Raw genomic sequence first — 24,018 nt, forward strand, 5'->3', positions numbered from 1 at the left:
ACGACGCTCCGCACGAGGCTCCCCACCGGTCGCGCGCACCCCGGCCGCACCTGCCGCGGGGCCGATGCCAAGTCGTGATCCGCCGGAAAACGGCGCGAAACGTTCCGTGTGCCATAATCCAGTTCAGCACCTGTCCTGTGACTCACATCACACCGAAGTGAGCCGGGGCGCGTGGACCAGGAAGGCACATACCGTGACACACGATCTCGTGCGTCGGCCCAGGTGGAAGCGGACGGCACTCGTCGCGCTCGCCCTCGGGCTGCTGGCGATCCTCGGCGGGTTCCTCGCCGGCCCCGCGGCGGCATCCGCCGTCGCCGCCACCGACACCCTCGCCGGCGGCACCGCCCCGGTGATCTCCGGCTCGCTGCGGAACGAGGGCGAACCCCTCGCCGGCGTCCGGATCACCGCGACCGGCGACGCCGGCACCGTCGAGACCACCTCCGAGGACGACGGCCGCTGGCAGATCGAGGTGCCCGCCAAGGGCACGTACTCCGTCGAGCTCGACGAGTCGACGCTCCCCGACGGGGTGAGCCTCGCCGACGGCCAGGAGAACCCGCGGGAGGTGTCCTTCGGCAACACAACGCGCGCCGGGGTGATCTTCCAGTTCGGCGCCGGCGGCGGTGCCGCGGCGGCCCCGGCCCCCTCGGGCGCCGACGACACCACCGCGGTGCCCTCCTCCCCGCCGACCGCCGGGGAGACCGCGGCGCCGGGCACCACCACGGACACCGGCACCGGCGGCCGCGCCTTCGGCGTCGTGCTCGGCGAGCGCGCGCTCGCGGGCCTGACCTTCGGCCTCATCCTCGCGCTGTGCTCGGTGGGCCTCAACCTCATCCTCGGCACCACCGGGCTCAACAACTTCTCCCACGGCGAGACGGTCACCCTCGGCGCGGTGCTCGCCTTCGCGTTCGCCGCGCTCGGCCTGCCGATGTGGCTGGCGATCATCGCCGCGGTCGCCGGCGGCGGCCTCTACGGCTACCTCAACGACACGCTCCTGTGGCGGCCGCTGCGCCGCCGGCGCGCCGGACTCGTGCCGATGATGATCGTGTCGATCGGCTTCGCGCTGACGGTGCGCTACATCCTCCAGTTCTTCTTCGGCGGCTCGACCCGCCAGCTCCCGTACGCGCAGGGCCCGGTGTTCGACCTCGGCCCGTTCTCGATCACGCGGAACAACCTCGTGTCGATGCTCGTCGCGCTCGCCGTCGTCATCATCGTCTCCCTGCTCCTCATGAAGTCGAAGATCGGCAAGGCGACCCGCGCGGTGGCCGACAACCCGGCGCTCGCCTCGGCCTCGGGCATCGACGTCGACCGGGTGATCCGGATCATCTGGATCACCGGCGCCGCGCTCGCCGCGCTCGGCGGCATCCTCTACGCGTACTACCGGCCCGGCGTCACCTTCAACATGGGCCAGCAGATCCTCCTCATGATGTTCGCCGCGGTCACGCTCGGCGGTCTCGGCACGGTGTTCGGGGCGCTCGTCGGCTCGCTCATCGTGGGGATCTTCGTCGAGATCTCGACGATCTGGCTGTCGGCGGACCTCAAGTACGTGGGCGCGCTGGTCATCATGATCCTCGTCCTGGTGTTCCGACCCCAGGGGATCCTGGGACGAAAGGAGAGGATCGGCTGACGCCGGTCCGAGGTCATCATCATGGATTTCTCCAGCATCCTCACCAACGCCCTGTGGGAGTTCTTCAACCCCATCACCGCCGCCTACGCGCTCGGCGCGCTCGGCCTCGCCGTGCACTTCGGCTACGCGGGCCTGCTCAACTTCGGCCAGGCGGGCTTCATGGCCGTCGGCGCCTACGGCTTCGCGATCGCGGTCCTCACCTTCGGCGCCCCGCTGTGGGCGGCGTTCCTCGTCGCCCTCGTGTGCTCGCTCGCGCTCGCCGCGCTGCTCGGCATCCCGACGCTGCGGCTGCGCGCCGACTACCTCGCGATCGTCACGATCGCGGCGGCGGAGATCATCCGCTACGTCGTGACGACGAACGAGCTCACCGACGTCACCGGCTCCGCCAACGGACTCGCCGCCTTCGAGGGCGGGTTCTACGACCTCAGCCCGATCCCGTCGGGCAGCTACTCGCTCGGCTTCACCGTGATCTCCTCGCGCACGCTGTGGATGCTCATCGTGTCCTGGGCCGTGGTCGTCCTCTGCGCGGTCCTCATCTGGCTCCTCATGCGCTCCCCCTGGGGCCGCGTGCTCAAGGGCATCCGCGAGGACGAGGACGCGGTCCGCTCGCTCGGCAAGAACGTCTTCTCGTACAAGATGCAGGCGCTCATGCTCGGCGGCGTGCTCGGCAGCCTGGCCGGCATGATCTTCGTCCTCAACACCGGGTCGGTGCAGCCGGCGAACTTCGGCACCGAGCTGACGTTCTTCCTCTGGACCTGCCTGCTGCTCGGCGGCATGACGACCGTGCTCGGCCCGATCCTCGGCGCGATGATCTTCTGGGTCGTGCTCTCGCTCACCCAGGGCATCCTCACCGGGCTCGTCGAGTCCGGCACGGTGACGTTCATCACCACCGTGCAGGCCGGTCAGCTCCGCTACATCCTCGTGGGCGTCGCGCTCATGATGCTCATGATCTTCAGGCCGCAGGGCATCCTCGGCAACCGGAAGGAGCTGGTGTTCTCGTGAACGCCCAGACCGACACCCCGCGCCCCGGGCCCGACGCCGGGACCGGAGCGCACCCCGACGAGTACGCGCACTGGACGACGAGCGAGTACATGCTCGACGAGCGCCCGATCGTCGCCGGGGACGCCTCCGGGCCGGGCTGCGCGAAGCGCGACCCGATCATCGTCGGCGACTCGATCACCCGCCGGTACGGGGCGATCACCGCCGTCGACGTCGACCACGTGGAGATCCCGCGCCACAAGATCACCGCGCTCATCGGCCCGAACGGCGCCGGCAAGACCACCCTGTTCAACCTCCTCACCGGATTCGACACCCCGCAGTCCGGCACCTGGTCGTTCGACGGGCACCCGCTCGCCGGGATGCGGCCGCACCGGGTGGCGCGCCTCGGCATGGTGCGGACCTTCCAGCTCACCAAGGTGCTCGGGAAGCTCTCGGTGATCGAGAACATGCGCCTGGGCGGGTCGCGGCAGCCCGGGGAGCGGATCCACACCGCTCTCCTCCCGTGGCTGTGGCGCAGGCGCGAGGCCGAGATCACCGAGCGGGCCGATGACCTGCTGCGCCGGTTCAAGCTCGACGCGAAGCGCGAGGACTACGCCGCGAGCATGTCCGGCGGCCAGCGCAAGCTCCTCGAGATGGCGCGCGCGCTCATGACCGACCCGGTGCTCGTCATGCTCGACGAGCCGATGGCCGGCGTCAACCCGGCGCTCAAGCAGTCGCTCCTCGACCACATCATCAACCTCAAGGCCGAGGGCATGACCGTCCTCTTCGTCGAGCACGACATGCACATGGTCCGGCACATCGCCGACTGGGTCATCGTCATGGCCGAGGGCCGGATCGTGGCCGAGGGCCCGCCGGACACCGTGATGCAGGACGCGGCCGTCATCGACGCCTACCTCGGCGCCCACCACGACGTCGACCTCGGCGACTCCGCCGGGGTGGCCGCGCTCGAGCACAGCCTCGCACAGGACGAGGAATCCGTCGTCGGCACCGCCGGCGAGGACCCCGCCGGCGAGGACCCCGCCGGCGAGGACCCCGCCGGCGAGGACCCCGCCGGCGAGCCGCCCGCCTCCCCCACCGACCCGAAGGACACCCCATGACCGCCGCACCGCACACCGCCCAGACACCGGGCCCGGACACTGCCGGGGAGCCGGTCGTCACCGTCACCGACCTCGTCGCCGGCTACCTGCCCGGGGTCAACATCCTCAACGGGTGCAGCATCGAGGCCCGGCCGGGCGAGCTCATCGGCATCATCGGCCCCAACGGCGCCGGCAAGTCGACGCTGCTCAAGGCGATGTTCGGCCTCGTCAAGGTCCACTCCGGCACCGTGCGGGTGCGCGGGGAGGACCTCACCGGGCTCAAGGCCAACGTCCTCGTCAAGCGCGGGCTCGGCTTCGTCCCGCAGACGGAGAACGTCTTCACCACCCTGACGGTGGAGGAGAACCTGCAGATGGGGATCTATCTGCGCTCGAAGCAGTTCGACGAGCGCTTCGACTACGTCACGACGCTGTTCCCCGAGCTCGGCCGGCGCCGCACCCAGCGGGCCGGCTCGCTGTCCGGCGGCGAGCGGCAGATGGTCGCGATGGCGCGCGCGCTCATGATGGATCCCGCCGTGCTCCTCCTCGACGAGCCCTCGGCGGGCCTGTCCCCGGTCAAGCAGGACGAGGCGTTCCTCCGCGTCCACGAGATCAACCGGGCCGGGGTGTGCGTCATCATGGTCGAGCAGAACGCGCGGCGCTGCCTGCAGATCTGCGACCGCGGCTACGTGCTCGACCAGGGCCGCGATTCGCACACCGGGACCGGCCGGGATCTCCTGGGCGACCCCAAGGTCATCGAGCTCTACCTCGGCGACCTCGCCGAGAAGGTCGACGGGAAGGACCACGGCCCGGACCACGGCACGGCGGCAGGCGCGGCGCCGGGGACGCAGCCCGGTCCGCACTGAGCACACGAGCACTGAGCGCACACGCGCACGGCGCACACGAGAGGGGCGGCCGTCGGATCGACGGCCGCCACACCCGCTGTGCTCAGATGTGCTCCCGCAGGAGGCGCGGACTCATTCGAGCGAGCCCTGCTCCTCCATGTCCGGCTGCGGGCGGTTCTCGCCGTCGAACTTGTAGATGCCCATCGTCGCCTCGGTGACATCGCCGTTCTCCGACATCGTCACCGGTCCGGAGATGCCGTCGTAGTCGATGTCGGTGCCGGCCTCGATGAGCTCGAGGCACTGCGCGACCTCGGTGCACTTCTCGCCGTCGCGCGACACCGCCTGGAGCTCGTCGCGGATCGCGGCCGGGTCGGTCGACCCCGCCTGCGCCGCGGCGAGCGCGAGGAGCACGGTGGCGTCGTAGGACTCGCCCGCGTAGTTCCACACGGTGAGCGCGTCGTCGACCTCCGCCAGCCGCTCCTTGAAGTCGTCCTGCGCGAACGAGCCGGGCTGCGTGCCGTAGGCGCCCTCGAGGGTGCCGGGATCGAAGTCCGCGCTGTAGTCCGCGATGTTGCCGTCGACGAAGTACAGCTGGTCCGCGCTGATCCCCTTCGAGGTCAGCAGCGGCACGATCGACTTCGCCTGGTCGAAGGTGATCACCGCGATCGCATCCGGGTCCGCCCCGACGACCTCGTCGACCTGCGAGGTGAACTGCGAATCTCCCTCGTTGAACATCGACTCGACGGCGATGGTGCCGCCGGCGGCCTCGACGGTCTCACGGATGTTCGCGGCCAGACCGGTGCCGTAGGCATCGTTGAGGACGATCATCCCGATGTTCGAGGCGCCCTGGGACACCATGAAGTTCCCGAGCACCTGGCCCTGGAGCACGTCCGAGGGCGCGGTCCGCCAGTAGAAGCCGTCGTCGTCCCAGTCGGTGAAGTCCGGCGAGGTGTTCGCCGGGGAGAACTGGATGACACCGGCGCCGGTGATCTGGTTGATCACCGTCTTCGCCACACCGGACGAGGCGGGTCCGACGACCGCCGACACGTCCTGGTTGAGGAGGTCCGTCGTCGACTGCGTCGCGAGGTTCGTCGTCGTGTCGCCGGAGTCGCGGTGGATGATCTCCACGTCCTCGCCGTTGATGCCGCCGGCCTCGTTGATCTCCTTCATCGCGAGGTCGACCCCGGCGATCTCCGGGGGTCCGAGGAACGCGAGCGCACCGGTCTGCGGCAGCAGGGTGCCGATCTTCAGCGCTCCGCCCTCGCCTCCGCCGCCCGATTCGCCGCCGGATCCCTCCGAGCCCCCGCCCGTCGCGCACGCCGTGGCGACGAGAGCGACCACTGCGCCCATCGCCACCGATGCCGAGAGACGCGCTGCACGCCTCGTCCGCTGTGTCACAGCCATGTTCAGCCTCCTTCGATCACGGGCGCCGTGCCCATGTCAGCCCCCGCAGGGGATGTGATGAATATCACCACACATTCGACCCGCGCGGGGCCCGACACGGAGGAAATTTTCACACCCGTTACATCCGGGGCCGCCGGGAGGCCTCCACGAGTCCTGCCCAGTAGACTCCATTCAGGGTCGCCGACCCCGCACATCCCGACTCGAAGGAACGAGGAACCCCATGGCCCCCGCAGCGAACGCGATCGTCTCCAAGGCGCACACCACCTGGCACGGCACCCTGGCAGAGGGCACCGGCACGGTGTCCCTCGACTCCTCGGCCGCGGCCTCGATGACCCTGTCCTGGGCCGGCCGCGCCGAGACCGCGATCAACGGGGTGACGAACCCGGAGGAGCTCATCGGGGCGGCGCACTCCGCCTGCTACTCGATGGCGCTGTCGAACGCGCTCGCACAGAACGGCACCCCGCCGGAGGAGATCACCACCGGGGCCGACGTCTCCTTCTCCCCGGAGAAGGGCATCACCGACATCCACCTCGTCGTCGTCGGCCGGGTGCCGGGGATGTCGGCGGCGGACTTCGACACGATCGCGCAGAAGGCGAAGAAGGACTGCCCGGTGTCGAAGGCCCTCAAGGGCGTCGACATCCACCTCACCGCATCGCTCGGCTGAGCTCCACATCGGCCGGCCGCCCGGGGTCCGCACTGCGATGCAGGCTCCGGGCGGACTGCTGTCCGGGCGTCTCCGCCGCACCCGCCGGGACCGGCGGGAAGCCCGCCGCGCCCAGCGCGGCACCGAAACGCTCCTCCGACTCCCCCGCGCCCGGCACCGCGGTGAGGGCGATCGCGCCGGCGGCCGCGTCGTCGGTGCGCTCCACGGACTCGATCTCCACGCCGGCCTCCGCACACGCGTGACGGATCCGGGCGGTGAGGCGCTCGACCGCCCACGCACGCTCGCGCGGACCCTCCGGAGCGCCGTTCCTCGCTGCCTGCTCCCGGGGCGCGGGGCGGGCGGCGGCGAGGTTCCGGGAGAAGGGCAGCAGGCGCTCGTCCACGAGGCGCTCGACGGCAGCGGCGGTCGCAGCCTGCTCCCCCGCGTTGTCGATGACGACATCGCAGGCCCGATAGCGGTCCGCGTCGCTCGCCTGCGCGGCGATCCGTCGCTCGGCGTCGGCCCGGTCCATCCCGCGGGAGCCGACGAGCCGCTCGAGCCGCTCCGCGGCGGGCACGTCGACGAGCAGCGCGAGGTGGTAGCGCGGGGACATCCCGTTCTCGACGAGCAGCGGCACGTCGTGGACGACGAGCTCCCGGTCGGCGTGCGCGCGGACGCGCTCGGCGGTGCGCTCCCCGATCGCGGGGTGCATGATCGCGTTGAGACGCCGGGTCGACTCCGGGTCGGCGAAGGCGAGGGCGGCCAGCGCGGGCCGGTCGAGCGCACCCTCGTCAGTGAGGATGTCCGGCCCGAACGCCGCGGTGAGCTCCTGCAGCGCGGGCGCGCCGGGGGCGACGACCTCGCGGGCGATCGCGTCGGCGTCGACGATCGCGGCCCCGGCCTGCTCGAGCACACGGGCGACGGTCGATTTGCCGGCGCCGATTCCGCCGGTGAGTCCGATGAGCAGCATGGCCCCAGCGTATCCCGCGTGCAATGGGTCAGCGCAGATCGATGAGGTAGACGCCGTCGATCTCGAGGTACGGGGCGCCGGCGGCCCGCGAGGTGTGCTGCGCGATCGCGAGGGCCTCGTGCGGCAGGTGGGCGCCGTCGACGGCGATGACGACGAAGTCGACGCCCGCGGCCCGCAGCGCGTCGACGGCCTCCCGACCGCGCGGCCGGGCGCCGTCGGGCAGCGGGGAGCCGCGGTGCTCGTCGAGCACCGCGTCGAGCGGGTCCGCAGGCGCGGAGAAGATGATCGGGCTCTCCGGGGTGGAGCCGATGAAGTAGCCGCCGGTCTCCCGGTAGTGCATCCCGGTCAGCGCCTGCCACACCATCGCCTCGTCGGCGTGCGGGGTCGCCATCGCCACCGGCCGCGGCAGGGTCTTGACGACCGAGCCCGCCGGGATGACCTCGGCGTAGGCGCCGGCGTAGAAGTCCGGGATGATGATCGGCCGTGCGGTCACCGCCCCGGGGGCGACGAGGAGCAGCGACAGCGCCGCGGCGATCGGCCCGAGCCGGCGCAGGGCCGGGCGCGGGCTGCGCAGGCACCGCCACAGGCCGAGCGCGAGGAGCACGGAGAGGGCGAGCGTGGAGTGGACGGCGAGCCGCATCGGCAGCACGTTGCCGAGCACGGGGAGCAGCTCGACGAGACGGAACGGCGTGTGCTCCCACACCGGGCGGCCCCACACGTACCACGGCGCGCCCATGGACAGCAGCCAGACGAGAAGGCCGGCGAGGGCGGTGACGCGCACGAGCGTGCCGTACCGCGTCGAGCGGTGCAGCGCGAGCACCGTGAGGGCAGCGCAGACGAGCCACACGATCCCGGTGTAGCCGCCGATCTCGGATGGGTCGAGGCCGAGCTGCCGCGGGATCGGGGTGGGGCCGCCGCCGAGCAGCGTGTAGGCGCCGGGGACCAGCGGGTCGAGGAGGTCGTTGTTCCACACGCCGTGGGGACGGATCGTCTGCCCGGGCGCCCCGGGCAGGGTGAACATCGCGAGCAGCAGCGGCGTGCCGATGAGCACGGCGATGCCCGCGGCGAGCAGGCCCCCGCCGAGGAGCTGCAGGCCGGCGCGGGCGAGGATGCGCGGCGCGCACACGAGCATGGCGAGCAGCAGGCACACGGCGGCGAGGAAGGTCCCGGCCAGGAGCTCGGTCGAGACGTAGAACTGCCACCCGATCGCGCACCCGAGCCACACGCCGGTGACCACCGGGCGGCGGCGCGGACCGGTGCGCAGGAGCTCGACGATGCCGAGCGCGACGAGCGGCGGCAGGACCGCGAATGCGAGGTTGAGATGGCCCGAGGCCTGCGACACGAGGTAGGTGGAGAAGCCGTAGGCGAACCCGCCGACGAACGCCGGGAGACGCGGCACGAAGCGGTGGACGAGGGCGGCGGCGGCGAGCGCGGAGGCGACCGGCGCGGCGATGATCGCGAGGTTGTAGGCGACGACGGGCCCGGCGAGCCAGGTCACCGGGACGAGCGGCAGGGCGAGCCCGAGGACGGTGGTGTTCCAGCCGCCGTTGACCCCGGCCGGGTGGTGCATCGAGGTCGAGTAGAGGAGGTGCCGCTCCCCCGAGCCCTGGCCGAACCAGCCGGCGACGACGTCGGCGGCGTGGGCGAGCCACCAGATGAACAGCGAGGTGTCGTCGTTGTCCGCGAACACCCGCGTGCCCGGGTGCGCGATGACCTCGCCGAACACGGTGAGCGAGGCGAGGACGAGGACGAGCGCGTAGAGGAGCCACGCGCGCACCGGCCCGCGCGGGAGCCGGGGACGGCCGAAGGGCCCCCGGACGGTCGTCCGGGAGCCCTTCAGGGGTGCTGTGCTGGAGCTCAGTTGCCCGCGAGCTTCTCGCGCAGAGCCGCGAGTGCCTCGTCGCTGGCCAGCGTGCCCTCGTCGGCGCGGTCGTCCGAGCTGTACGAGGAGGAGGCCTGCGAGCCGGACTCGGCGGGAGCCTCGGAGCCGGATTCGGCGTCGGCCGCGATGGCCTTCGCGACCTGCTTCTTGTGCTCCTCCCAGCGGGCCTGGGCGGCGGCGTACTGCTGCTCCCACTCCTCGCGCTGGGTCTCGTAGCCTTCCAACCACTCCTGGGTCTCCGGATCGAAGCCCTCGGGGTACTTGTAGTTCCCGTCTTCGTCGTACTCCTGGGTCATGCCGTAGAGCGCGGGGTCGAGGAACTCCACGGCCTCCGGGTCGACGCCCTCGTTGGCCTGCTTGAGGGACAGCGAGATCCGGCGGCGATCGAGGTCGATGTCGATGACCTTGACGTAGATGGTCTCGTCGACGCTGACGACCTGCTCGGGCAGATCGATGTGGCGCACGGCGAGCTCGGAGATGTGCACGAGGCCCTCGATGCCGTCCTCGACGCGCACGAACGCACCGAACGGGACGAGCTTGGTGACCTTGCCCGGCACGATCTGTCCGATGACGTGGGTGCGGGCGAAGTGCTGCCACGGATCTTCCTGGGTGGCCTTGAGCGACAGGGACACGCGCTCGCGGTCCATGTCGACGTCGAGGACCTCGACGGTGACCTCGTCGCCCACGGTGACGACCTCGCTCGGGTGGTCGATGTGCTTCCACGAGAGCTCGGAGACGTGGACGAGCCCGTCGACGCCGCCGAGGTCGACGAAGGCGCCGAAGTTGACGATCGAGGACACGACGCCGGGCCGGACCTGGCCCTTCTGCAGGGTCTGCAGGAAGTCGTGGCGGACCGCCGACTGGGTCTCCTCGAGCCAGGCGCGGCGGGAGAGGACGACGTTGTTGCGGTTCTTGTCGAGCTCGATGATCTTCGCCTCGACCTGCTGGCCGATGTACGGCGCGAGGTCGCGCACGCGGCGCATCTCGACGAGCGAGGCCGGGAGGAATCCGCGGAGTCCGATGTCGACGATGAGGCCGCCCTTGACGACCTCGATGACGGTGCCGGTGACGACGCCCTCTTCGTCCTTGACCTTCTCGATGTCGCCCCAGGCGCGCTCGTACTGCGCGCGCTTCTTCGACAGCATCAGGCGTCCGTCCTTGTCCTCCTTGGTGAGGACCAGGGCTTCGATGTCGTCTCCGACCTCGACCACCTCGGCGGGATCGACATCATGCTTGATCGACAGCTCGCGCGAAAGGATGACGCCTTCCGTCTTGTAGCCGATGTCGACCAGAACTTCGTCGCGGTCGACCTTGACCACCGTTCCCTCGACGATGTCTCCGTCGTTGAAGTACTTGATGGTCTCGTCGACTGCCGCGAGGAAATCTTCCGCAGATCCGATGTCGTTGACTGCGATCTGCTCGTTCTTCGCCGTGTCCGGCGTGGTGGTGGTCATAAAGGTAGGGACTCCGTAATGGACTGATGCCCGTCGGCCGGGGCCGGCGGTCTCGGTGCGTGTGGATGGACAGGTGCTGCGCCGCGCGATGGTGCTGCGGTGGTGCCGTGATGCACGCGCTCGCCGTCGGCCGGAGCGTGCACCGGGTGGGCGGCCCCGGCGATCGACCTGCCGGTGGACCGAGAGGTGAACCCGAGGCGAACCGGAAGTGACACGGGATGTGACACCATGGGACACGACGACCGCGCGTGCTGAGCACAGCGCATACAGTATCAATCGTAGCACCTGACAGCACCCGCGTGCACCCCGGTGCCCAGTGCCCGCACGGCGCGGGCGAGGAACGGAGAAGCCATGACCGACAGCGAATACTCCCCCGAGATCATCAGCGGGGGGTACCGCGCGATCGACGAGGAGGCCTCGGTCCGGGCCAACCGCACCTACTGGGACGGCTCGGCCGCGGACTATCTCGCCGAGCACGGCAGCTTCCTCGGCGCGAGCGAGTTCGTGTGGTGTCCCGAGGGCGTGCACGAATCCGATGTCGGACTGCTCGGCGACGTCGCCCGCCGGCAGATCCTCGAGGTCGGGTGCGGCGCCGGCCAGTGCTCCCGCTGGCTCGCCGAGCAGGGGGCGCTCGCGACCGGCGTCGACCTCTCCTCCGGGATGCTCGAGCAGGCCTCCCGGCTCCAGCGCGAGCACCCGCTCGATCCGTCCACGGTGCCGCCGACCTTCCTCCAGGCCGATGCCCGCGCCCTGCCGTTCCCCTCCGGCAGCTTCGACATGGCCTTCTCGTCCTACGGCGCGCTGCCGTTCGTCAAGGACGCCGAGGTGGTGCTCTCCGAGGTCGCGCGCGTACTGCGCCCCGGAGGCACCTGGGTGTTCTCCGTCACGCACCCGGTGCGCTGGATGTTCCCCGACGTCCCCGGCGAGGCCGGGCTCACCGTCGAGTACTCGTACTTCGACCGCACGCCCTACGTCGAGCTCGACGGGGACGGGCACCCGGTGTACGCCGAGCACCACCGCACGATGGGCGACTGGATCTCGCTGCTCGTCGACTCCGGGTTCGTCCTCACCGGGCTCACCGAGCCGGAATGGCCCGAGCACAACCGGACGGCGTGGGGCGGCTGGTCGCCTTTGCGCGGCCAGGTCATGCCCGGCACCGCGATCTTCTCCACCCGCCTGCCGGAGTAGGCGGCCGGCCCCGTTGCGCCCCGTGACGCAGCGGGCGCCCGGCCTCAGTGGGCGGCCTGCTGCCAGGTCGCGCCGCGGCCGATGTTGACCTCGAGCGGCACCTCGAGCTCCGCGGCCGCACCCATCGTGGTCGCGAGCAGCTCGGCCACCGCATCGAACTCGCCGTCGGCGAGCTCGAGCACGATCTCGTCGTGCACCTGGAGGAGCACCCGGCTGGCCAGCCCGGCCTCGGCGAGCGCCGCGTCGACGCGGAGCATCGCGATCTTCATGATGTCGGCCGCAGTGCCCTGGATCGGGGCGTTGAGCGCGGCGCGTTCGGCCATCTCGCGGACCTGGCGGCGGTCGCTGCTCAGCTGCGGGAGGTAGCGGCGACGGCCGTACATCGTCTCGGTGTATCCCACTCGGCGGGCGGACTCGACGGCTCCGGCGAGGTACTCCTGGACGGCGCCGAAGCGCTCGAAGTACTCGTCCATGAGGCCACGCGCCTCCTCGACGCCGATCCGCAGCTGCTTGGACAGACCGTAGGCGGACAGGCCGTAGACGAGCCCGTAGGACATCGCCTTGACCTTGGAGCGCATCGCCGGGGTGACGGCGTCGGTGCTCACGTCGAACACGCGCGCACCGACGAAGGAGTGGAGGTCCTCGCCGGCCCGGAACGCGTCGATGAGCCCCGCATCGCCCGACAGATGGGCCATGATGCGCATCTCGATCTGCGAGTAGTCGGCGGTGACGAGGTCGGCGAAGCCGTCCCCGGCCGCGGGCACGAACATCTCGCGGATGCGCCGCCCGGCGTCGGTGCGCACGGGGATGTTCTGGAGGTTCGGGTCGATCGAGGACAGGCGGCCGGTCGCCGCGACCGTCTGCAGGTAGGTCGTGTGGATCCGGTCGTCGTCGGCGACCATCCGCTCGAGCCCGACGACGGTCTGCTTGAGCTTCGTCGTGTCGCGGTAGCCGAGCAGGTGCTCGAGGAAGGGGTGCCCGGTCTTGACGAACAGGTCGGTGAGCGCGTCGGCGTCGGTGGTCCACCCGGTCTTCGTGCGCTTGGTGCGCGGCATCTCGAGCTCCTCGAACAGCACCGTCTGGAGCTGCTTGGGCGAGCCGAGGTTGACCTCGTGGCCGATCGCGGCGTAGGCGGCGTCCGCGCTCGCCTGGGCCTGGGCGCCGAACTCGGCCCCGAGCGCTGTGAGCCCGGAGCGGTCGACGGCGATCCCGGTGAGCTCCATCCGCGCGAGGATCGTCACGAGCGGGATCTCGATGTCGGTGAGCACCCCGGTCATCCCGGCGGCCTCGATCCGCTCCCGGAGCACCGCGGCGAGGGGGAGCACCGCCCAGGCGCTCCGGCCGATGCCGGTGAGCGCGCTCGCGGCGTCCGCCGGCCCGAGGTCGAGCGTGCCGGCCTCGGGCTCGTCCTCCGCGACGGCGGGGCTGAACCCGCAGTGGCGGGTGCAGAGATCGGCGAGCTCGTAGGTCCGCTGGTCGGGCACGAGCAGGTACGCGGCGATCTCGGTGTCGAGCGCGAGGTGCGGCAGCGGGTACCCGGCCTGGGCAAGCGCCTTGAGCTGCGGCTTGGCGCTGTGGAGCACGAGTCCGGGATGCGAGCCGAGCAGCTCCGACAGCGCGTCGACGGCCGCCGGGTCGAGTGTCGTGAGGTCGGCGGTGACGGCCGCATCGCCCTGCGCGATCCCGATCGCGTCGACGGTGCCGAGGCCGAGCTCGAAGCGCGCGTCGGTGGCGACCCCGACCGGCGCCTCGGCGTCGAGCCCGGAGACGAACTCGACGAGCCCGGCGGCGTCGACGAGGCGCGGGACGGGGATCTCCGCGTCGGCCGCCGGTGCCGCGGCGGCGCCGAGCAGAGGTTCGAGGCGGCGCCCGAGGACCTGGAACTCGAGCTGGTCGAGCAGCGCCTCGACGGCCTCCCGGTCGGCCTCTCCGCGCACCGCCTCCGCCGCCGAGGTGGCGAGCTCGAGGTCGGTGACGAGCCGATTGAGGCGATGGTTGCGCTCGACCTCGGACAGGTGGGCGCGCAGGTTCTCCCCGGCCTTCCCGCCGATGTCGTCCGCGGCGGCGAGGACCGCGGGGAGGTCGCCGTACTTCGTCAACCACTTCGCCGCGGTCTTGTCGCCGACGCCGGGCACACCGGGCAGATTGTCGGCCTTCTCCCCCACGAGCGCCGCGAGCCCCCGGTAGTTCTCCGGGCTCACGCCGTACTTGTCCTCGATGGCCTCCGGGGTCATCCGGGCGAGCTCGCTCACCCCGCGCTTGGGGTAGAGAATCGTCACGCTCGGCGAGGCCAGCTGGAAGGAGTCCTTGTCCCCGGTGACGATCCCGGTCTCCATCCCCGCGGCGGTGCCCTGCACGGCGAGGGTGGCGAGCACGTCGTCGGCCTCGAAGCCCTCCTGCGTCACCACCGGCACGGCGAGGGCGCGCAGCAGGTCCTGGATGAGCTCGACCTGGCCGTGGAACTCCGGCGGGGTCTTCGCCCGGCCGGCCTTGTACTCCGGGTACTCCTCGAGCCGGAAGGTCTCGCGGCCGAGGTCGAAGGCGACCGCGATGTGGGTGGGCTCCTCGGAGGCGAGTACATTGATGAGCATGGACACGAAGCCGTAGACGGCGTTCGTGGACTGGCCCGTGGTGGTGGAGAAGTTCTCCACCGGCAGGGCGTAGAAGGCGCGGTAGGCCAGGGAGTGGCCGTCGATCAGCAGCAGTCTGCGGGTATCCGTACTCACCCTGCCAGCCTAGCGCCTCGCGTCCCCGCACGCCCCGCACCCACCTCGACGCACCCGTTCGGCTGCCCGGAGCAAGGAGTAGGAATGACCGCACACGATCGACCGCGCATGGAGCCGGGGCTCGCCCCCGAGGACTACCGCCGCCTCATGGAGTACAACGCCGGCCGCACGTCGGGCACGCTCGTCGAGCGGTGCGGCATCGAGTTCCTCGACATGGGCTACGACTGGTTCTCCGCCCGGATGCCGGTGGAGGGCAATCTGCAGCCGGCCGGGCTGTTCCACGGCGGGGCGCACGTCGTGCTCGCGGAGACCCTGGGGTCGATGCACTCGTACCTGCTGGCGAACGGGCACGACGTCGTCGGAGTCGATCTCAACGCCACCCATCTGCGGCCCATCCGCGAGGGCTGGGTCTACGGCCGCGCGGAGGTCCTCCACCACGGGCGCACGCTCATCAGCCACGAGGTGAAGATGACGAACGCGGACGGGAAGCTGCTGTCGATCGTGCGGATCACGAACTTCGTCCTCGCGCAGCGCTCGCAGGGCTGAGCCCGCTCGCAGCGCTGAGCCCGGGGCCTGGCCGCCGGAGTTCGGATCAGCCCTTGTTGCCGATCTGGCTGAGGACGGTCTCGGCGACCTCGCGCATCGTCAGACGCCGGTCCATCGACGTCTTCTGGATCCAGCGGAACGCCTCGGGCTCGGTGAGCCCCATGTTCGACATGAGCAGGCTCTTCGCCCGGTCGACGAGCTTGCGGGTCTCGAAGCGGTCGGTGAGGTCGGCGATCTCCGTCTCGAGCGCACCGATCTCGGCGTGCCGCGACAGCGCGATCTCGAGCGCCGGGGCGAGGTCGGCGGCGGTGAAGGGCTTGACGACGTAGGCCATCGCGCCGGCGTCGCGAGCGCGCTCGACGAGCTCCTTCTGCGAGAACGCGGTGAGGAGCACGACCGGGGCGATGCGGGCGCGGGCGATGCGCTCGGCGGCGGAGATGCCGTCGAGGATCGGCATCTTGATGTCCATCACCACGAGGTCGGGGCGGAGCTCCTCGGCGAGGCGGATCGCGGATTCGCCGTCGGCGGCCTCGCCGACGACGTCGTAGCCGATCTCACGGAGCATCTCGACGATGTCGAGGCGGATGACCGCCTCGTCCTCGGCGACGACGATCCGGCGGACCGGACCCTGATCGGGGGCGGGGGCGCTGTCTGAAGTAGGCACGCCCCGATCTTAGACCCCCGGGCGCGGGCTTAGCCACCTGCCCCGGGCCCGGCGACGCGCGCATGCACGCACGTGCTCTACCATGGACGGGTATGCCGGATTGGCGGAATTGGTAGACGCGGCGCACTCAAAATGCGCTGTCGCAAGACGTGCGGGTTCGAGTCCCGCATCCGGTACTCGAAGCCGCGCGGGCACCCCGGCAGGATCCCGGGGCGCTCCCGCTCCCCCGCTCAGGACTGCGCGGCGTCCTCCCGGATCTCCCCGTACCCCTCGAGCGGGTTCTCCCCGTTGTCCGACTCGTCGCGGTAGGCCGCGGCCAGCCCCTTCGAGGCATCCCCGATCCGGTGCACGCGCAGCGCGTTCGTCGACCCGGCGATCCCCGGCGGGGAGCCGGCGACGATGACGCACAGCTGCCCCTCCTGGGCACGACCGTTGCCGAGCAGCACCGCATCGACCTGGCGCGCCATCTGGTCGGTGTGGCGCACCTCCTTGACGAGGAACACCTGGGCGCCCCAGGTCAGCGCGAGCTGGTGCCGCACGCGCACGTCCGGGGTGAAGGCGAGGATCGGATGCGGGGCGCGCAGGCGCGACATCCGGCGCACCGAGTCGCCCGACTGGGTGAAGGTGCACAGCAGGTCGATGTCGAGCTGCTGGGCGACCCGCACCGCGGCCGCGGTGATCGCGCCGCCGCGGGTGTGCGGCTCGGTGCCGAGCTCCGCGATCCGCTCGAGCCCGTGCTCCTCCGTCGAGGTGATGATCCGGCTCATCGTGCGCACCGCCTCGAGCCAGTGCGCCCCGACCGAGGTCTCCCCCGAGAGCATGAGGGCGTCCGCGCCGTCGAGCACGGCGTTCGCGCAGTCGGAGGCCTCCGCGCGGGTGGGGCGCGGCTCCTCGATCATCGACTCGAGCATCTGGGTGGCCACGATGACGGGCTTGGCCTGCCGCCGGCACAGCTCGACGGTGCGCTTCTGCACGATCGGCACCTGCTCGAGCGGGAGCTCGACGCCGAGGTCGCCGCGGGCGACCATGATCCCGTCGAAGGCCTGCACGATGTCCGGGAGCACCTCGACGGCCTGCGGCTTCTCGAGCTTCGCGATGACCGGGATGAGGATGTCCTCCTCGCGCATGACATCACGCACGAGCTCGGCGTCCGCGGGAGTGCGGACGAAGGACAGGGCGACCCAGTCGGCACCGAGGTGCAGGCCCCAGCGGAGGTCCTCGATGTCCTTGTCCGACATCGCCGGCACGGACACCGCCACGCCGGGCAGGTTGATGCCCTTGTGGTCGGAGATGCGGCCGCCGACCTCGACCTCGCAGCGGACGTCGGTGTCGGTGACCTCGACGGCGCGCAGCCGGATCCGGCCGTCGTCGACGAGGAGCGGATCGCCGACCTCGACGTCGCCGGGCAGTCCGGCGTAGCTCGTCGACACCTCGCTCGCCGAGCCCGCGACGTCCCGCGTGGTGACCGTGAAGGCATCCCCCTTGGAGAGCTCCGGCTTCGCGCCGTCGGCGAAGGTGCCGACGCGGATCTTCGGACCCTGGAGATCGATGAGGACGCCGACGGTGCGCCCGGTGTCCTGGGCGGCCTGGCGCACCCAGCGGTAGCGCTCCTCGTGCTCGGCACGGGTGCCGTGGCTGAAGTTGAAGCGGGCGACGTCGACGCCCTCCTCGATCAGCGCGCGGATGTCCTCGTAGGTTGCTTGGGCGGGGCCGAGAGTGGCGACGATCTTTGCATGCCTCATGCCGTCCACCCTAGTCATCCGGGGTGCCCCGCGTCGCGTGCGCAACGAGGAATTCGCGCATCCGTCATCATCCTCACACCCGCCGCACGGTGCGCCGGGAGCGGAGGGGTCACACGCTGAGCGCGGCCTCCGTGGGCGTGACCGGCTTGGGCAGCAGCGTCGAGCCCATGAGGTAGGCGTCGACCTCCGCGGCCGCCGCACGGCCCTCGGCGATCGCCCACACGATGAGCGACTGGCCGCGGCCGGCGTCGCCGGCGACGTAGACGCCGGGGACATCGGTCGAGTAGTCGCGGGCCCGGGCGAAGCTGCCGCGCTCGACGGCGAGCCCCCAATCGGCGAGCTGCGCGGTCTCCGGGCCGGTGAAGCCCAGCGCGATGAGCACGAGGTCGGCGGGGATCTCCTGCTCGGTGCCCGGCAGCGGGACGCGCCGGCCGTCGACGAACCCGGTCTCCGCCACCGACAGCGCGCGCAGCGCACCGGCGTCGTCGGAGAGGAACTCCACCGTGGAGGCGAGGAAGGTCCGCTCCCCGCCCTCCTCGTGGCTGGTCGAGACCTCGAACACGCGCGGCGTCGTGGGCCAGGGGCCGTCGGCGGGGCGCTCGACGGGCGGGCGCTTGCCGATCGCGAGCGTCGTCACCGAGTTCGCCTGCTGGCGCAGGGCGGTGCCGAGGCAGTCGGAGCCGGTGTCGCCGCCGCCGATGATGATGACGTCCTTGCCGGCGGCGTCGATGATCTCGACCTCGTCCCCGGCCTGCTGCCGGTTGACGGGCACGAGGTAGTCCATCGCGAACTCGACGCCGGGCAGGTCCCGGCCGGGCAGCGGGAGATCGCGCGGGGCGAGCGCACCGGTGCACACGACGATCGCGTCGAAGCGGTCGTGGAGGTCGTCCCAGGAGATGTCGACGCCGATCTCGACCCCGGTGCGGAACCGGGTGCCCTCGGCGCGCATCTGCGCGAGCCGGCGGTCGATGTGGTGCTTCTCGAGCTTGAAGTCCGGGATGCCGTAGCGCAGCAGCCCGCCCACCCGGTCGTCGCGCTCGTACACGACGACGGTGTGGCCTGCCCGGGTGAGCTGCTGGGCGGCGGCGAGGCCGGCCGGCCCGGACCCGACGACGGCGACCCGGCGCCCGGAGATCCGCTCCGCGACGAAGGGCGTGATGAGTCCCTCCTCGAACCCGCGGTCGACGATGGTGACCTCGATGTTCTTGATCGTCACCGCCGGCTGGTTGATGCCGAGCACGCAGGCGTTCTCGCACGGTGCGGGGCAGGCGCGGCCGGTGAACTCCGGGAAGTTGTTCGTGCTGTGGAGGAGGCCGACGGCGCGCTCGAGCTCGTCGCGCCACATCGCGTCGTTCCACTCCGGGATGTAGTTCCCCAGCGGGCACCCCTGGTGGCAGAAGGGGATGCCGCAGTCCATGCAGCGTCCGGCCTGCTCGATGAACGCCTGCCGGTCCATCGTCGTGTTGATCTCCCGGTAGTCCATGAGCCGCACCGGGACCGGTCGCTTGGGCGGGAGCTCGCGCTCGGTGACCTTGAGGAATCCGCGCGGATCAGCCATGAGTTGCCTCCAGAATCGTGGTCCAGGCCTCGTCGCCCTCCGGGTCGAGCCCCGACTCGGCGCACTGCGCCTGGATCTCGAGGACCGCCGCGTAGTCGGCGGGGACGATGCGGGTGAAGCGGGCGAGCACGTCCTCGCCGCGGTCGTGGGCGGCGAGCAGCTCGGATGCGAGCGACGAGCCGGTGTGGTGGACGTGCGAGGCGAGGAGCTCGAGGAGCTCGGCGGAGTCCTCGGCCTGCACCCCGTCCAGCCGGAACCGGCCGGCGCGCACGTCCGCCCGATTCATCCGCGCGGCGTCGAAGTCGAGCAGATAGGCGGTGCCGCCGGACATCCCCGCGCCGAAGTTCCGGCCCACCGCGCCGAGGACCACCGCGGTGCCGCCGGTCATGTACTCCAGGCCGTGGTCGCCGATCCCCTCGACGACCGCGCGGGCCCCGGAGTTGCGGACGAGGAACCGCTCGCCGACCTGACCGGAGATGTACATCTCGCCGCTCGTCGCGCCGTAGCCGATGACGTTGCCGGCGATGACGTTGTCCTCCGGCCGGCCGGACACGCCGGGTGCGGTGCGCACTGCGATGCGCCCGCCGGACAGCCCCTTGCCGACGTAGTCGTTCGCGTCGCCGGAGAGGTGGATGCTCACCCCGGCGGGCAGGAACGCGCCGAGCGACTGGCCGGCGTTGCCGCTGAGGCGCACGGTGATCGTGTCGTCGGGGAGCTCGTCGGTGCCGAAGGTGCGCGTCACGGTGTGGCCGAGCAGCGTGCCGACGCTGCGGTCGATGTTGCACACCTCGGCGTCGATCTCCACCGCCTCCCGGTTCCGCAGGGCGGGTGCGGCGGCGCTGATGAGGCGCTGGTCGAAGTGCTCCTCGATGCGGTGGTTCTGCACCGTCGTCTGCTTGCGCACCGTCGCCGGCGAGCCGTCGACGAGGGTCGGCACGGTGAGGATCGGCGTGAGGTCGAGCCCCTGCGCCTTCCAGTGCCCGATCGCCTTGCGCATATCGATCCGCTCGACCTGCCCGATCGCCTCGCCGAGACTGCGGAAGCCGAGCTCGGCGAGGAGCTCACGGACCTCCTCGGCGATGAACTCGAAGAAGTTGACGACGAACTCCGGCTTCCCGGTGAACCGGCTGCGCAGCACCGGGTTCTGGGTCGCGACGCCGACGGGGCAGGTGTCCTTGTGGCACACGCGCATCATCACGCAGCCGGACACGACGAGCGGGGCCGTCGCGAAGCCGAACTCCTCGGCGCCGAGCAGCGCGGCGATGACGACGTCGCGGCCGGTCTTGAGCTGGCCGTCGACCTGGACGCTGATTCGCTCGCGGAGATCGTTGAGGAGCAGGGTCTGCTGCGCCTCGGCGAGGCCGAGCTCCCAGGGGGCGCCGGCGTGCTTGAGAGAGTTGAGCGGGCTCGCACCGGTGCCGCCGTCGTGGCCGGACACGAGCACGACGTCCGCGCTCGCCTTCGCCACGCCCGAGGCGACCGTGCCGATGCCCATCCCCGCGACGAGCTTGACGTGGATGCGGGCGGCCGGGTTGGCCCGCTTGAGGTCGTGGATGAGCTGGGCGAGGTCCTCGATCGAGTAGATGTCGTGGTGCGGCGGCGGGGAGATCAGGCCGACGCCCGGGGTCGCGTGGCGGGTGCGCGCCACCCAGGGGTAGACCTTCGACGGCGGGAGCTGCCCGCCCTCGCCGGGCTTCGCGCCCTGCGCCATCTTGATCTGGATGTCCTCGGCGTGGGTGAGGTAGAGGCTGGTGACGCCGAAGCGCCCGCTCGCCACCTGCTTGATCGCCGAGCGCCGCTCCGGGTCGAGGAGCCGGTCGACGTCCTCGCCGCCCTCTCCGGTGTTCGACTTGCCGCCGAGCCGGTTCATCGCGATCGCGAGCGTCTCGTGCGCCTCCTGCGACAGCGAGCCGTAGCTCATCGCCCCGGTCGAGAACCGGCGCACGATCGAGCTCACCGGCTCGACCTCCTCGAGCGGGATCGGGCCCGAGTCGAGCGGCCGCAGGTCGAACAGCCCGCGCAGCGTCATGAGCTCCTCGGCCTGGTCGTCGACGAGGCGGGTGTACTCGCGGAAGATGTCGTAGCGGCGGGTGCGGGTCGAGTGCTGGAGCTTGAACACCGTCTCCGGGTTGAAGAGGTGGGTGGGGCCCTCGCGGCGCCACTGGTACTCCCCGCCGATCTCGAGCCGGCGGTGCGGCAGCGGCGGGTGCTGGGCGGGGTAGGCCATGGTGTGGCGGGCATCGACCTCGGCGGCCACGCCCTCGATGCTCAGGCCCTCGAGCCGGGACACCGTGCCGGTGAAGTAGCGGTCGACGAAGGCCTTGGACAGGCCGACGGCCTCGAAGGTCTGGGCGCCCTGGTAGGACTGCACCGTCGAGATGCCCATCTTCGACATGATCTTGAGCAGGCCCTTGTTGAGGGCGGTGAGGAGGTTCGCGACGGCCTGCTCCTCGGTCACCGAGGGGATCCGGCCCTCGCGGACGAGGAGCTCCGCGGTCTCCATCGCGAGATAGGGGTTGACCGCGGAGGCGCCGTAGGCCATGAGGGTCGCGACGTGGTGGACCTCGCGGACGTCGCCGGCCTCGACGAGGAGCGACACCCGGGTGCGGGAGCGCTCACGGATGAGGTGGTGGTGGATCGCCGAGGTCAGCAGCAGCGAGGGGATCGGGGCGAGCTCGGCGGTGGAGTCGCGGTCGGACACGATGAGGTAGTGGACCCCGCGCGCGATCGCCTCGCTCGCCTCGGTGCACAGCTCCTCGATCCGACGGGCCATGCTCACTCCCCCGCCGGCCGGCGCGTAGAGCCCGCTGAGCACGTGGGACGAGGGCCGCTCCGCGCCGCCGCGGCGGCGCGGCTTGGTGAGGTGGACGAACTTCGCGAGCTCGTCGTTGTCGATCACCGGGTAGGGCAGGAGGACCTGCCGGGCGTGCTCGGGGCCGGCGGCGAGCAGGTTGTGCTCGCGGCCGAGCCCGGTCGCGAGGCTGGTGACGAGCTCCTCGCGGATCGCATCGAGCGGCGGGTTCGTCACCTGCGCGAAGCTCTGCACGAAGTAGTCGAAGAGCATCCGCGGGCGCTGCGCGAACGCGGCGATCGCGGTGTCGGAGCCCATCGCGCCGATCGGCTCCGCACCGGTCTCCGCCATCGGTCCGATGAGGAACATGAGGTCCTCGTCGTTGTAGCCGAAGGTGCGCTGGCGGCGGTCCACGGAGGACTGCGGGTGGACGATGTGCTCCCGGTCGGGCAGGTCGGCGAGCTCGGAGCTCTCCGTCTCGAGCCACTCCGCGTAGGGGTGCGCGGCGGCGAGCTCGTCCTTGATCTCCGCATCCGGCACGATCCGGCCGGCGGCGGTGTCGACGAGGAACATGCGGCCGGGCTTGAGGCGGCCGCGCTTGATGATCCGCTCGTCGGGCAGGTCGATGACGCCGACCTCGCTGGCGAGCACGACGGTGTCGTCGGTGACGACGTAGCGGGCGGGCCGCAGGCCGTTGCGGTCGAGGACGGCGCCGGCCACAGTCCCGTCGGTGAAGGACACGCAGGCGGGTCCGTCCCACGGCTCCATGAGGAGCGAGTGGTACTCGTAGAAGGCCCGACGCGCCGGGTCCATGGAGTCGTCGTTCTGCCACGCCTCGGGGATCATCATCATCACCGCGTGGGGCAGCGAGCGGCCGCCCATGACGAGGAGCTCGAGGACCTCGTCGAACGACGCGGAGTCGGAGGCGCCCTCGGTGACGACGGGGAAGAACCGGCTGAGGTCGCGGGTCGAGCCGTCGGACCACGGCGAGGCGAGGGTCTGGGCCGACATGTCGCTCTCCCGGGCGCGCATCCAGTTGCGGTTGCCGCGCACGGTGTTGATCTCGCCGTTGTGGGCGATCATCCGGAAGGGCTGCGCGAGCGGCCAGGACGGGAAGGTGTTCGTCGAGAACCGGGAGTGGACGAGCGCGATCCGGGACACGAAGCGCTCGTCGCGCAGGTCGGGGTAGAACGCCTCGACCTGGGCGGTCGTGAGCATGCCCTTGTAGGTCAGCGTCTTCGAGGACAGCGAGGGGAAGTAGATCCCCTCGTGCTCGCTGCGCTTGCGGGTCGCGAAGCACCGCCGCTCGAGCTCCTCCTGGAGCGGATGGCCGTGGTCGTCGGTGGTCACCGGGATCTTCGGGTCGAGGGCGAGGAACACCTGGCTGAACTGCGGCATGACGGCCCGCGAGGCGCGTCCGACGATATCGGCGACGATGGGCACCTTGCGCCAGCCGAGCACCCGCAGGCCCTCCTCGGCGGCGAAGCCGGAGACGATCGCGCGGCCGCGCTCGGGGTCGGCGGGGTCGAGGAACGCGGTGCCGACGGCGTAGTCGCCGGGCTCCGGCAGGGAGAAGTCGAGGACGTCGCTCAGGAACCGGTGCGGGACCTGGACCGTGATGCCGGCCCCGTCGCCGGTGCCCTCGTCGCCGCCGACGGCACCGCGGTGCTCCATGTTGCGCAGCGCGGTGAGGGCTTGCTGGACGACGAGGTGGTCGGCGTCCCCGCGGTAGCGGACGATCATCGCCAATCCGCACGAGTCGCGCTCGGCCCCGGGATCGTAGAGTCCCCGTGCGGCCGGGAGGGCACTGTGGGGCAGGGCGGGCGCGGACATGCGGGATGGGCTCATGGCACCGTCCTTCTCAACTGCTGCGGACATGGTTTCTGCGGACGGCGCTGTCTGCATCGGT

At 71.2% G+C, this 24,018-nt stretch carries 16 protein-coding genes and 1 tRNA gene; 8 read left to right on the forward strand and 9 right to left on the reverse strand.

The genetic code is table 11. From position 1 onward, the window contains the following. Positions 1-193 precede the first annotated feature (193 nt). The 4 genes from ABD883_RS07570 to ABD883_RS07585 all read left to right on the forward strand — a co-directional run bounded on the left by ABD883_RS07570 (position 194) and on the right by ABD883_RS07585 (position 4,562). Positions 194-1,624 (forward strand): branched-chain amino acid ABC transporter permease, encoded by a 1,431-nt coding sequence (locus ABD883_RS07570; RefSeq protein WP_345031128.1) that lies wholly within the window; start codon positions 194-196, stop codon positions 1,622-1,624. A 21-nt stretch (positions 1,625-1,645) separates the two neighbouring features. Continuing rightward, entirely contained in the window at positions 1,646-2,626 is a 981-nt protein-coding gene (locus ABD883_RS07575) for a branched-chain amino acid ABC transporter permease (protein WP_295688698.1), read from the forward strand. Between the two features lie 89 nt (positions 2,627-2,715). Further along, a complete protein-coding gene (locus ABD883_RS07580; protein WP_345031174.1) occupies positions 2,716-3,720 on the forward strand; it encodes an ABC transporter ATP-binding protein in 1,005 nt (334 codons plus the stop codon). Beyond that, positions 3,717-4,562: an ABC transporter ATP-binding protein gene (locus tag ABD883_RS07585; RefSeq protein WP_295688877.1), complete on the forward strand. Its 846-nt coding sequence runs from the start codon at positions 3,717-3,719 to the stop codon at positions 4,560-4,562. The genes ABD883_RS07580 and ABD883_RS07585 overlap by 4 nt, the downstream gene beginning before the upstream one ends. A 111-nt stretch (positions 4,563-4,673) precedes the next feature. Here ABD883_RS07585 and ABD883_RS07590 read toward each other — a convergent pair whose 3' ends face one another. Then, entirely contained in the window at positions 4,674-5,945 is a 1,272-nt protein-coding gene (locus tag ABD883_RS07590) for an ABC transporter substrate-binding protein (protein ID WP_247424830.1), read from the reverse strand. Positions 5,946-6,165: 220 nt separating this feature from the next. On the opposite strand from ABD883_RS07590, the gene ABD883_RS07595 reads away from it, so the two are divergent. Next, positions 6,166-6,609, forward strand: coding sequence for an OsmC family peroxiredoxin (locus ABD883_RS07595; protein WP_137319779.1), 444 nt, complete (start codon positions 6,166-6,168; stop codon positions 6,607-6,609). On the opposite strand, the gene coaE is transcribed toward ABD883_RS07595, so the two are convergent. From coaE to rpsA, 3 genes are all read right to left on the reverse strand, one after another. Continuing rightward, positions 6,590-7,558 (reverse strand): dephospho-CoA kinase, encoded by a 969-nt coding sequence (gene coaE / locus ABD883_RS07600; RefSeq protein ID WP_137319780.1) that lies wholly within the window; start codon positions 7,556-7,558, stop codon positions 6,590-6,592. The two genes, ABD883_RS07595 and coaE, sit on opposite strands and share 20 nt — an antisense overlap. Positions 7,559-7,586: 28 nt before the next feature. After that, the gene (locus ABD883_RS07605) at positions 7,587-9,335 is read right to left on the reverse strand and encodes a hypothetical protein (protein ID WP_345031134.1); all 1,749 of its coding nucleotides are present in this window, start codon (positions 9,333-9,335) and stop codon (positions 7,587-7,589) included. An 80-nt stretch (positions 9,336-9,415) separates the two neighbouring features. After that, on the reverse strand, positions 9,416-10,894 hold the full coding sequence (gene rpsA / locus ABD883_RS07610; protein WP_247424839.1) for a 30S ribosomal protein S1: 1,479 nt from the start codon (positions 10,892-10,894) through the stop codon (positions 9,416-9,418). Between the two features lie 351 nt (positions 10,895-11,245). Here rpsA and ABD883_RS07615 point away from each other — a divergent pair, with 351 nt between their 5' ends. Further along, entirely contained in the window at positions 11,246-12,082 is an 837-nt protein-coding gene (locus ABD883_RS07615) for a class I SAM-dependent methyltransferase (RefSeq protein ID WP_295688885.1), read from the forward strand. A gap of 44 nt (positions 12,083-12,126) precedes the next feature. On the opposite strand, the gene polA is transcribed toward ABD883_RS07615, so the two are convergent. Further along, positions 12,127-14,808 carry a DNA polymerase I gene (polA, locus tag ABD883_RS07620; protein WP_295688888.1) on the reverse strand — a complete coding sequence of 894 codons (2,682 nt, stop codon included), beginning with the start codon at positions 14,806-14,808 and terminating at the stop codon, positions 12,127-12,129. Positions 14,809-14,892: 84 nt separating this feature from the next. On the opposite strand from polA, the gene ABD883_RS07625 reads away from it, so the two are divergent. Then, positions 14,893-15,354, forward strand: coding sequence for a PaaI family thioesterase (locus ABD883_RS07625; RefSeq protein WP_295688889.1), 462 nt, complete (start codon positions 14,893-14,895; stop codon positions 15,352-15,354). Between the two features lie 46 nt (positions 15,355-15,400). Here the strand turns inward: ABD883_RS07625 and ABD883_RS07630 are convergent, their stop codons facing one another. Next, complete coding sequence (locus ABD883_RS07630) at positions 15,401-16,018, reverse strand: ANTAR domain-containing response regulator (protein WP_137319785.1); 618 nt, start codon at positions 16,016-16,018, stop codon at positions 15,401-15,403. 94 nt (positions 16,019-16,112) lie between these two features. Between ABD883_RS07630 and ABD883_RS07635 the strand changes: the two genes are divergently transcribed. Further along, a tRNA-Leu gene (locus tag ABD883_RS07635) sits at positions 16,113-16,194 on the forward strand. 54 nt (positions 16,195-16,248) lie between these two features. Here ABD883_RS07635 and pyk read toward each other — a convergent pair. The 3 genes from pyk to gltB all read right to left on the reverse strand — a co-directional run bounded on the left by pyk (position 16,249) and on the right by gltB (position 23,957). Continuing rightward, the gene (gene pyk, locus ABD883_RS07640) at positions 16,249-17,778 is read right to left on the reverse strand and encodes a pyruvate kinase (protein WP_265809600.1); all 1,530 of its coding nucleotides are present in this window, start codon (positions 17,776-17,778) and stop codon (positions 16,249-16,251) included. A gap of 91 nt (positions 17,779-17,869) precedes the next feature. After that, positions 17,870-19,318: a glutamate synthase subunit beta gene (locus ABD883_RS07645; protein WP_295688892.1), complete on the reverse strand. Its 1,449-nt coding sequence runs from the start codon at positions 19,316-19,318 to the stop codon at positions 17,870-17,872. Further along, positions 19,311-23,957 carry a glutamate synthase large subunit gene (gene gltB / locus ABD883_RS07650; protein WP_295688894.1) on the reverse strand — a complete coding sequence of 1,549 codons (4,647 nt, stop codon included), beginning with the start codon at positions 23,955-23,957 and terminating at the stop codon, positions 19,311-19,313. The genes ABD883_RS07645 and gltB overlap by 8 nt, the downstream gene beginning before the upstream one ends. Positions 23,958-24,018 lie beyond the last annotated feature (61 nt).

This window comes from Brevibacterium pityocampae (genome assembly GCF_039541555.1).
Classification (GTDB): Bacteria; Actinomycetota; Actinomycetes; order Actinomycetales; family Brevibacteriaceae; genus Brevibacterium; species Brevibacterium pityocampae.

Excerpts from the sequence above, each read along its gene's own strand:
- ABD883_RS07575 (WP_295688698.1), top strand. The coding sequence starts at position 1,646 with ATGGATTTCTCCAGCATCCTCACCAACGCCCTGTGGGAGTTCTTCAAC.
- ABD883_RS07580 (WP_345031174.1), top strand. The coding sequence starts at position 2,716 with ATGCTCGACGAGCGCCCGATCGTCGCCGGGGACGCCTCCGGGCCGGGC.
- ABD883_RS07585 (WP_295688877.1), top strand. The coding sequence starts at position 3,717 with ATGACCGCCGCACCGCACACCGCCCAGACACCGGGCCCGGACACTGCC.
- ABD883_RS07590 (WP_247424830.1), bottom strand. The coding sequence starts at position 5,945 with ATGGCTGTGACACAGCGGACGAGGCGTGCAGCGCGTCTCTCGGCATCG.
- ABD883_RS07595 (WP_137319779.1), top strand. The coding sequence starts at position 6,166 with ATGGCCCCCGCAGCGAACGCGATCGTCTCCAAGGCGCACACCACCTGG.
- coaE (WP_137319780.1), bottom strand. The coding sequence starts at position 7,558 with ATGCTGCTCATCGGACTCACCGGCGGAATCGGCGCCGGCAAATCGACC.
- rpsA (WP_247424839.1), bottom strand. The coding sequence starts at position 10,894 with ATGACCACCACCACGCCGGACACGGCGAAGAACGAGCAGATCGCAGTC.
- ABD883_RS07615 (WP_295688885.1), top strand. The coding sequence starts at position 11,246 with ATGACCGACAGCGAATACTCCCCCGAGATCATCAGCGGGGGGTACCGC.
- ABD883_RS07625 (WP_295688889.1), top strand. The coding sequence starts at position 14,893 with ATGACCGCACACGATCGACCGCGCATGGAGCCGGGGCTCGCCCCCGAG.
- pyk (WP_265809600.1), bottom strand. The coding sequence starts at position 17,778 with ATGACTAGGGTGGACGGCATGAGGCATGCAAAGATCGTCGCCACTCTC.
- ABD883_RS07645 (WP_295688892.1), bottom strand. The coding sequence starts at position 19,318 with ATGGCTGATCCGCGCGGATTCCTCAAGGTCACCGAGCGCGAGCTCCCG.
- gltB (WP_295688894.1), bottom strand. The coding sequence starts at position 23,957 with ATGAGCCCATCCCGCATGTCCGCGCCCGCCCTGCCCCACAGTGCCCTC.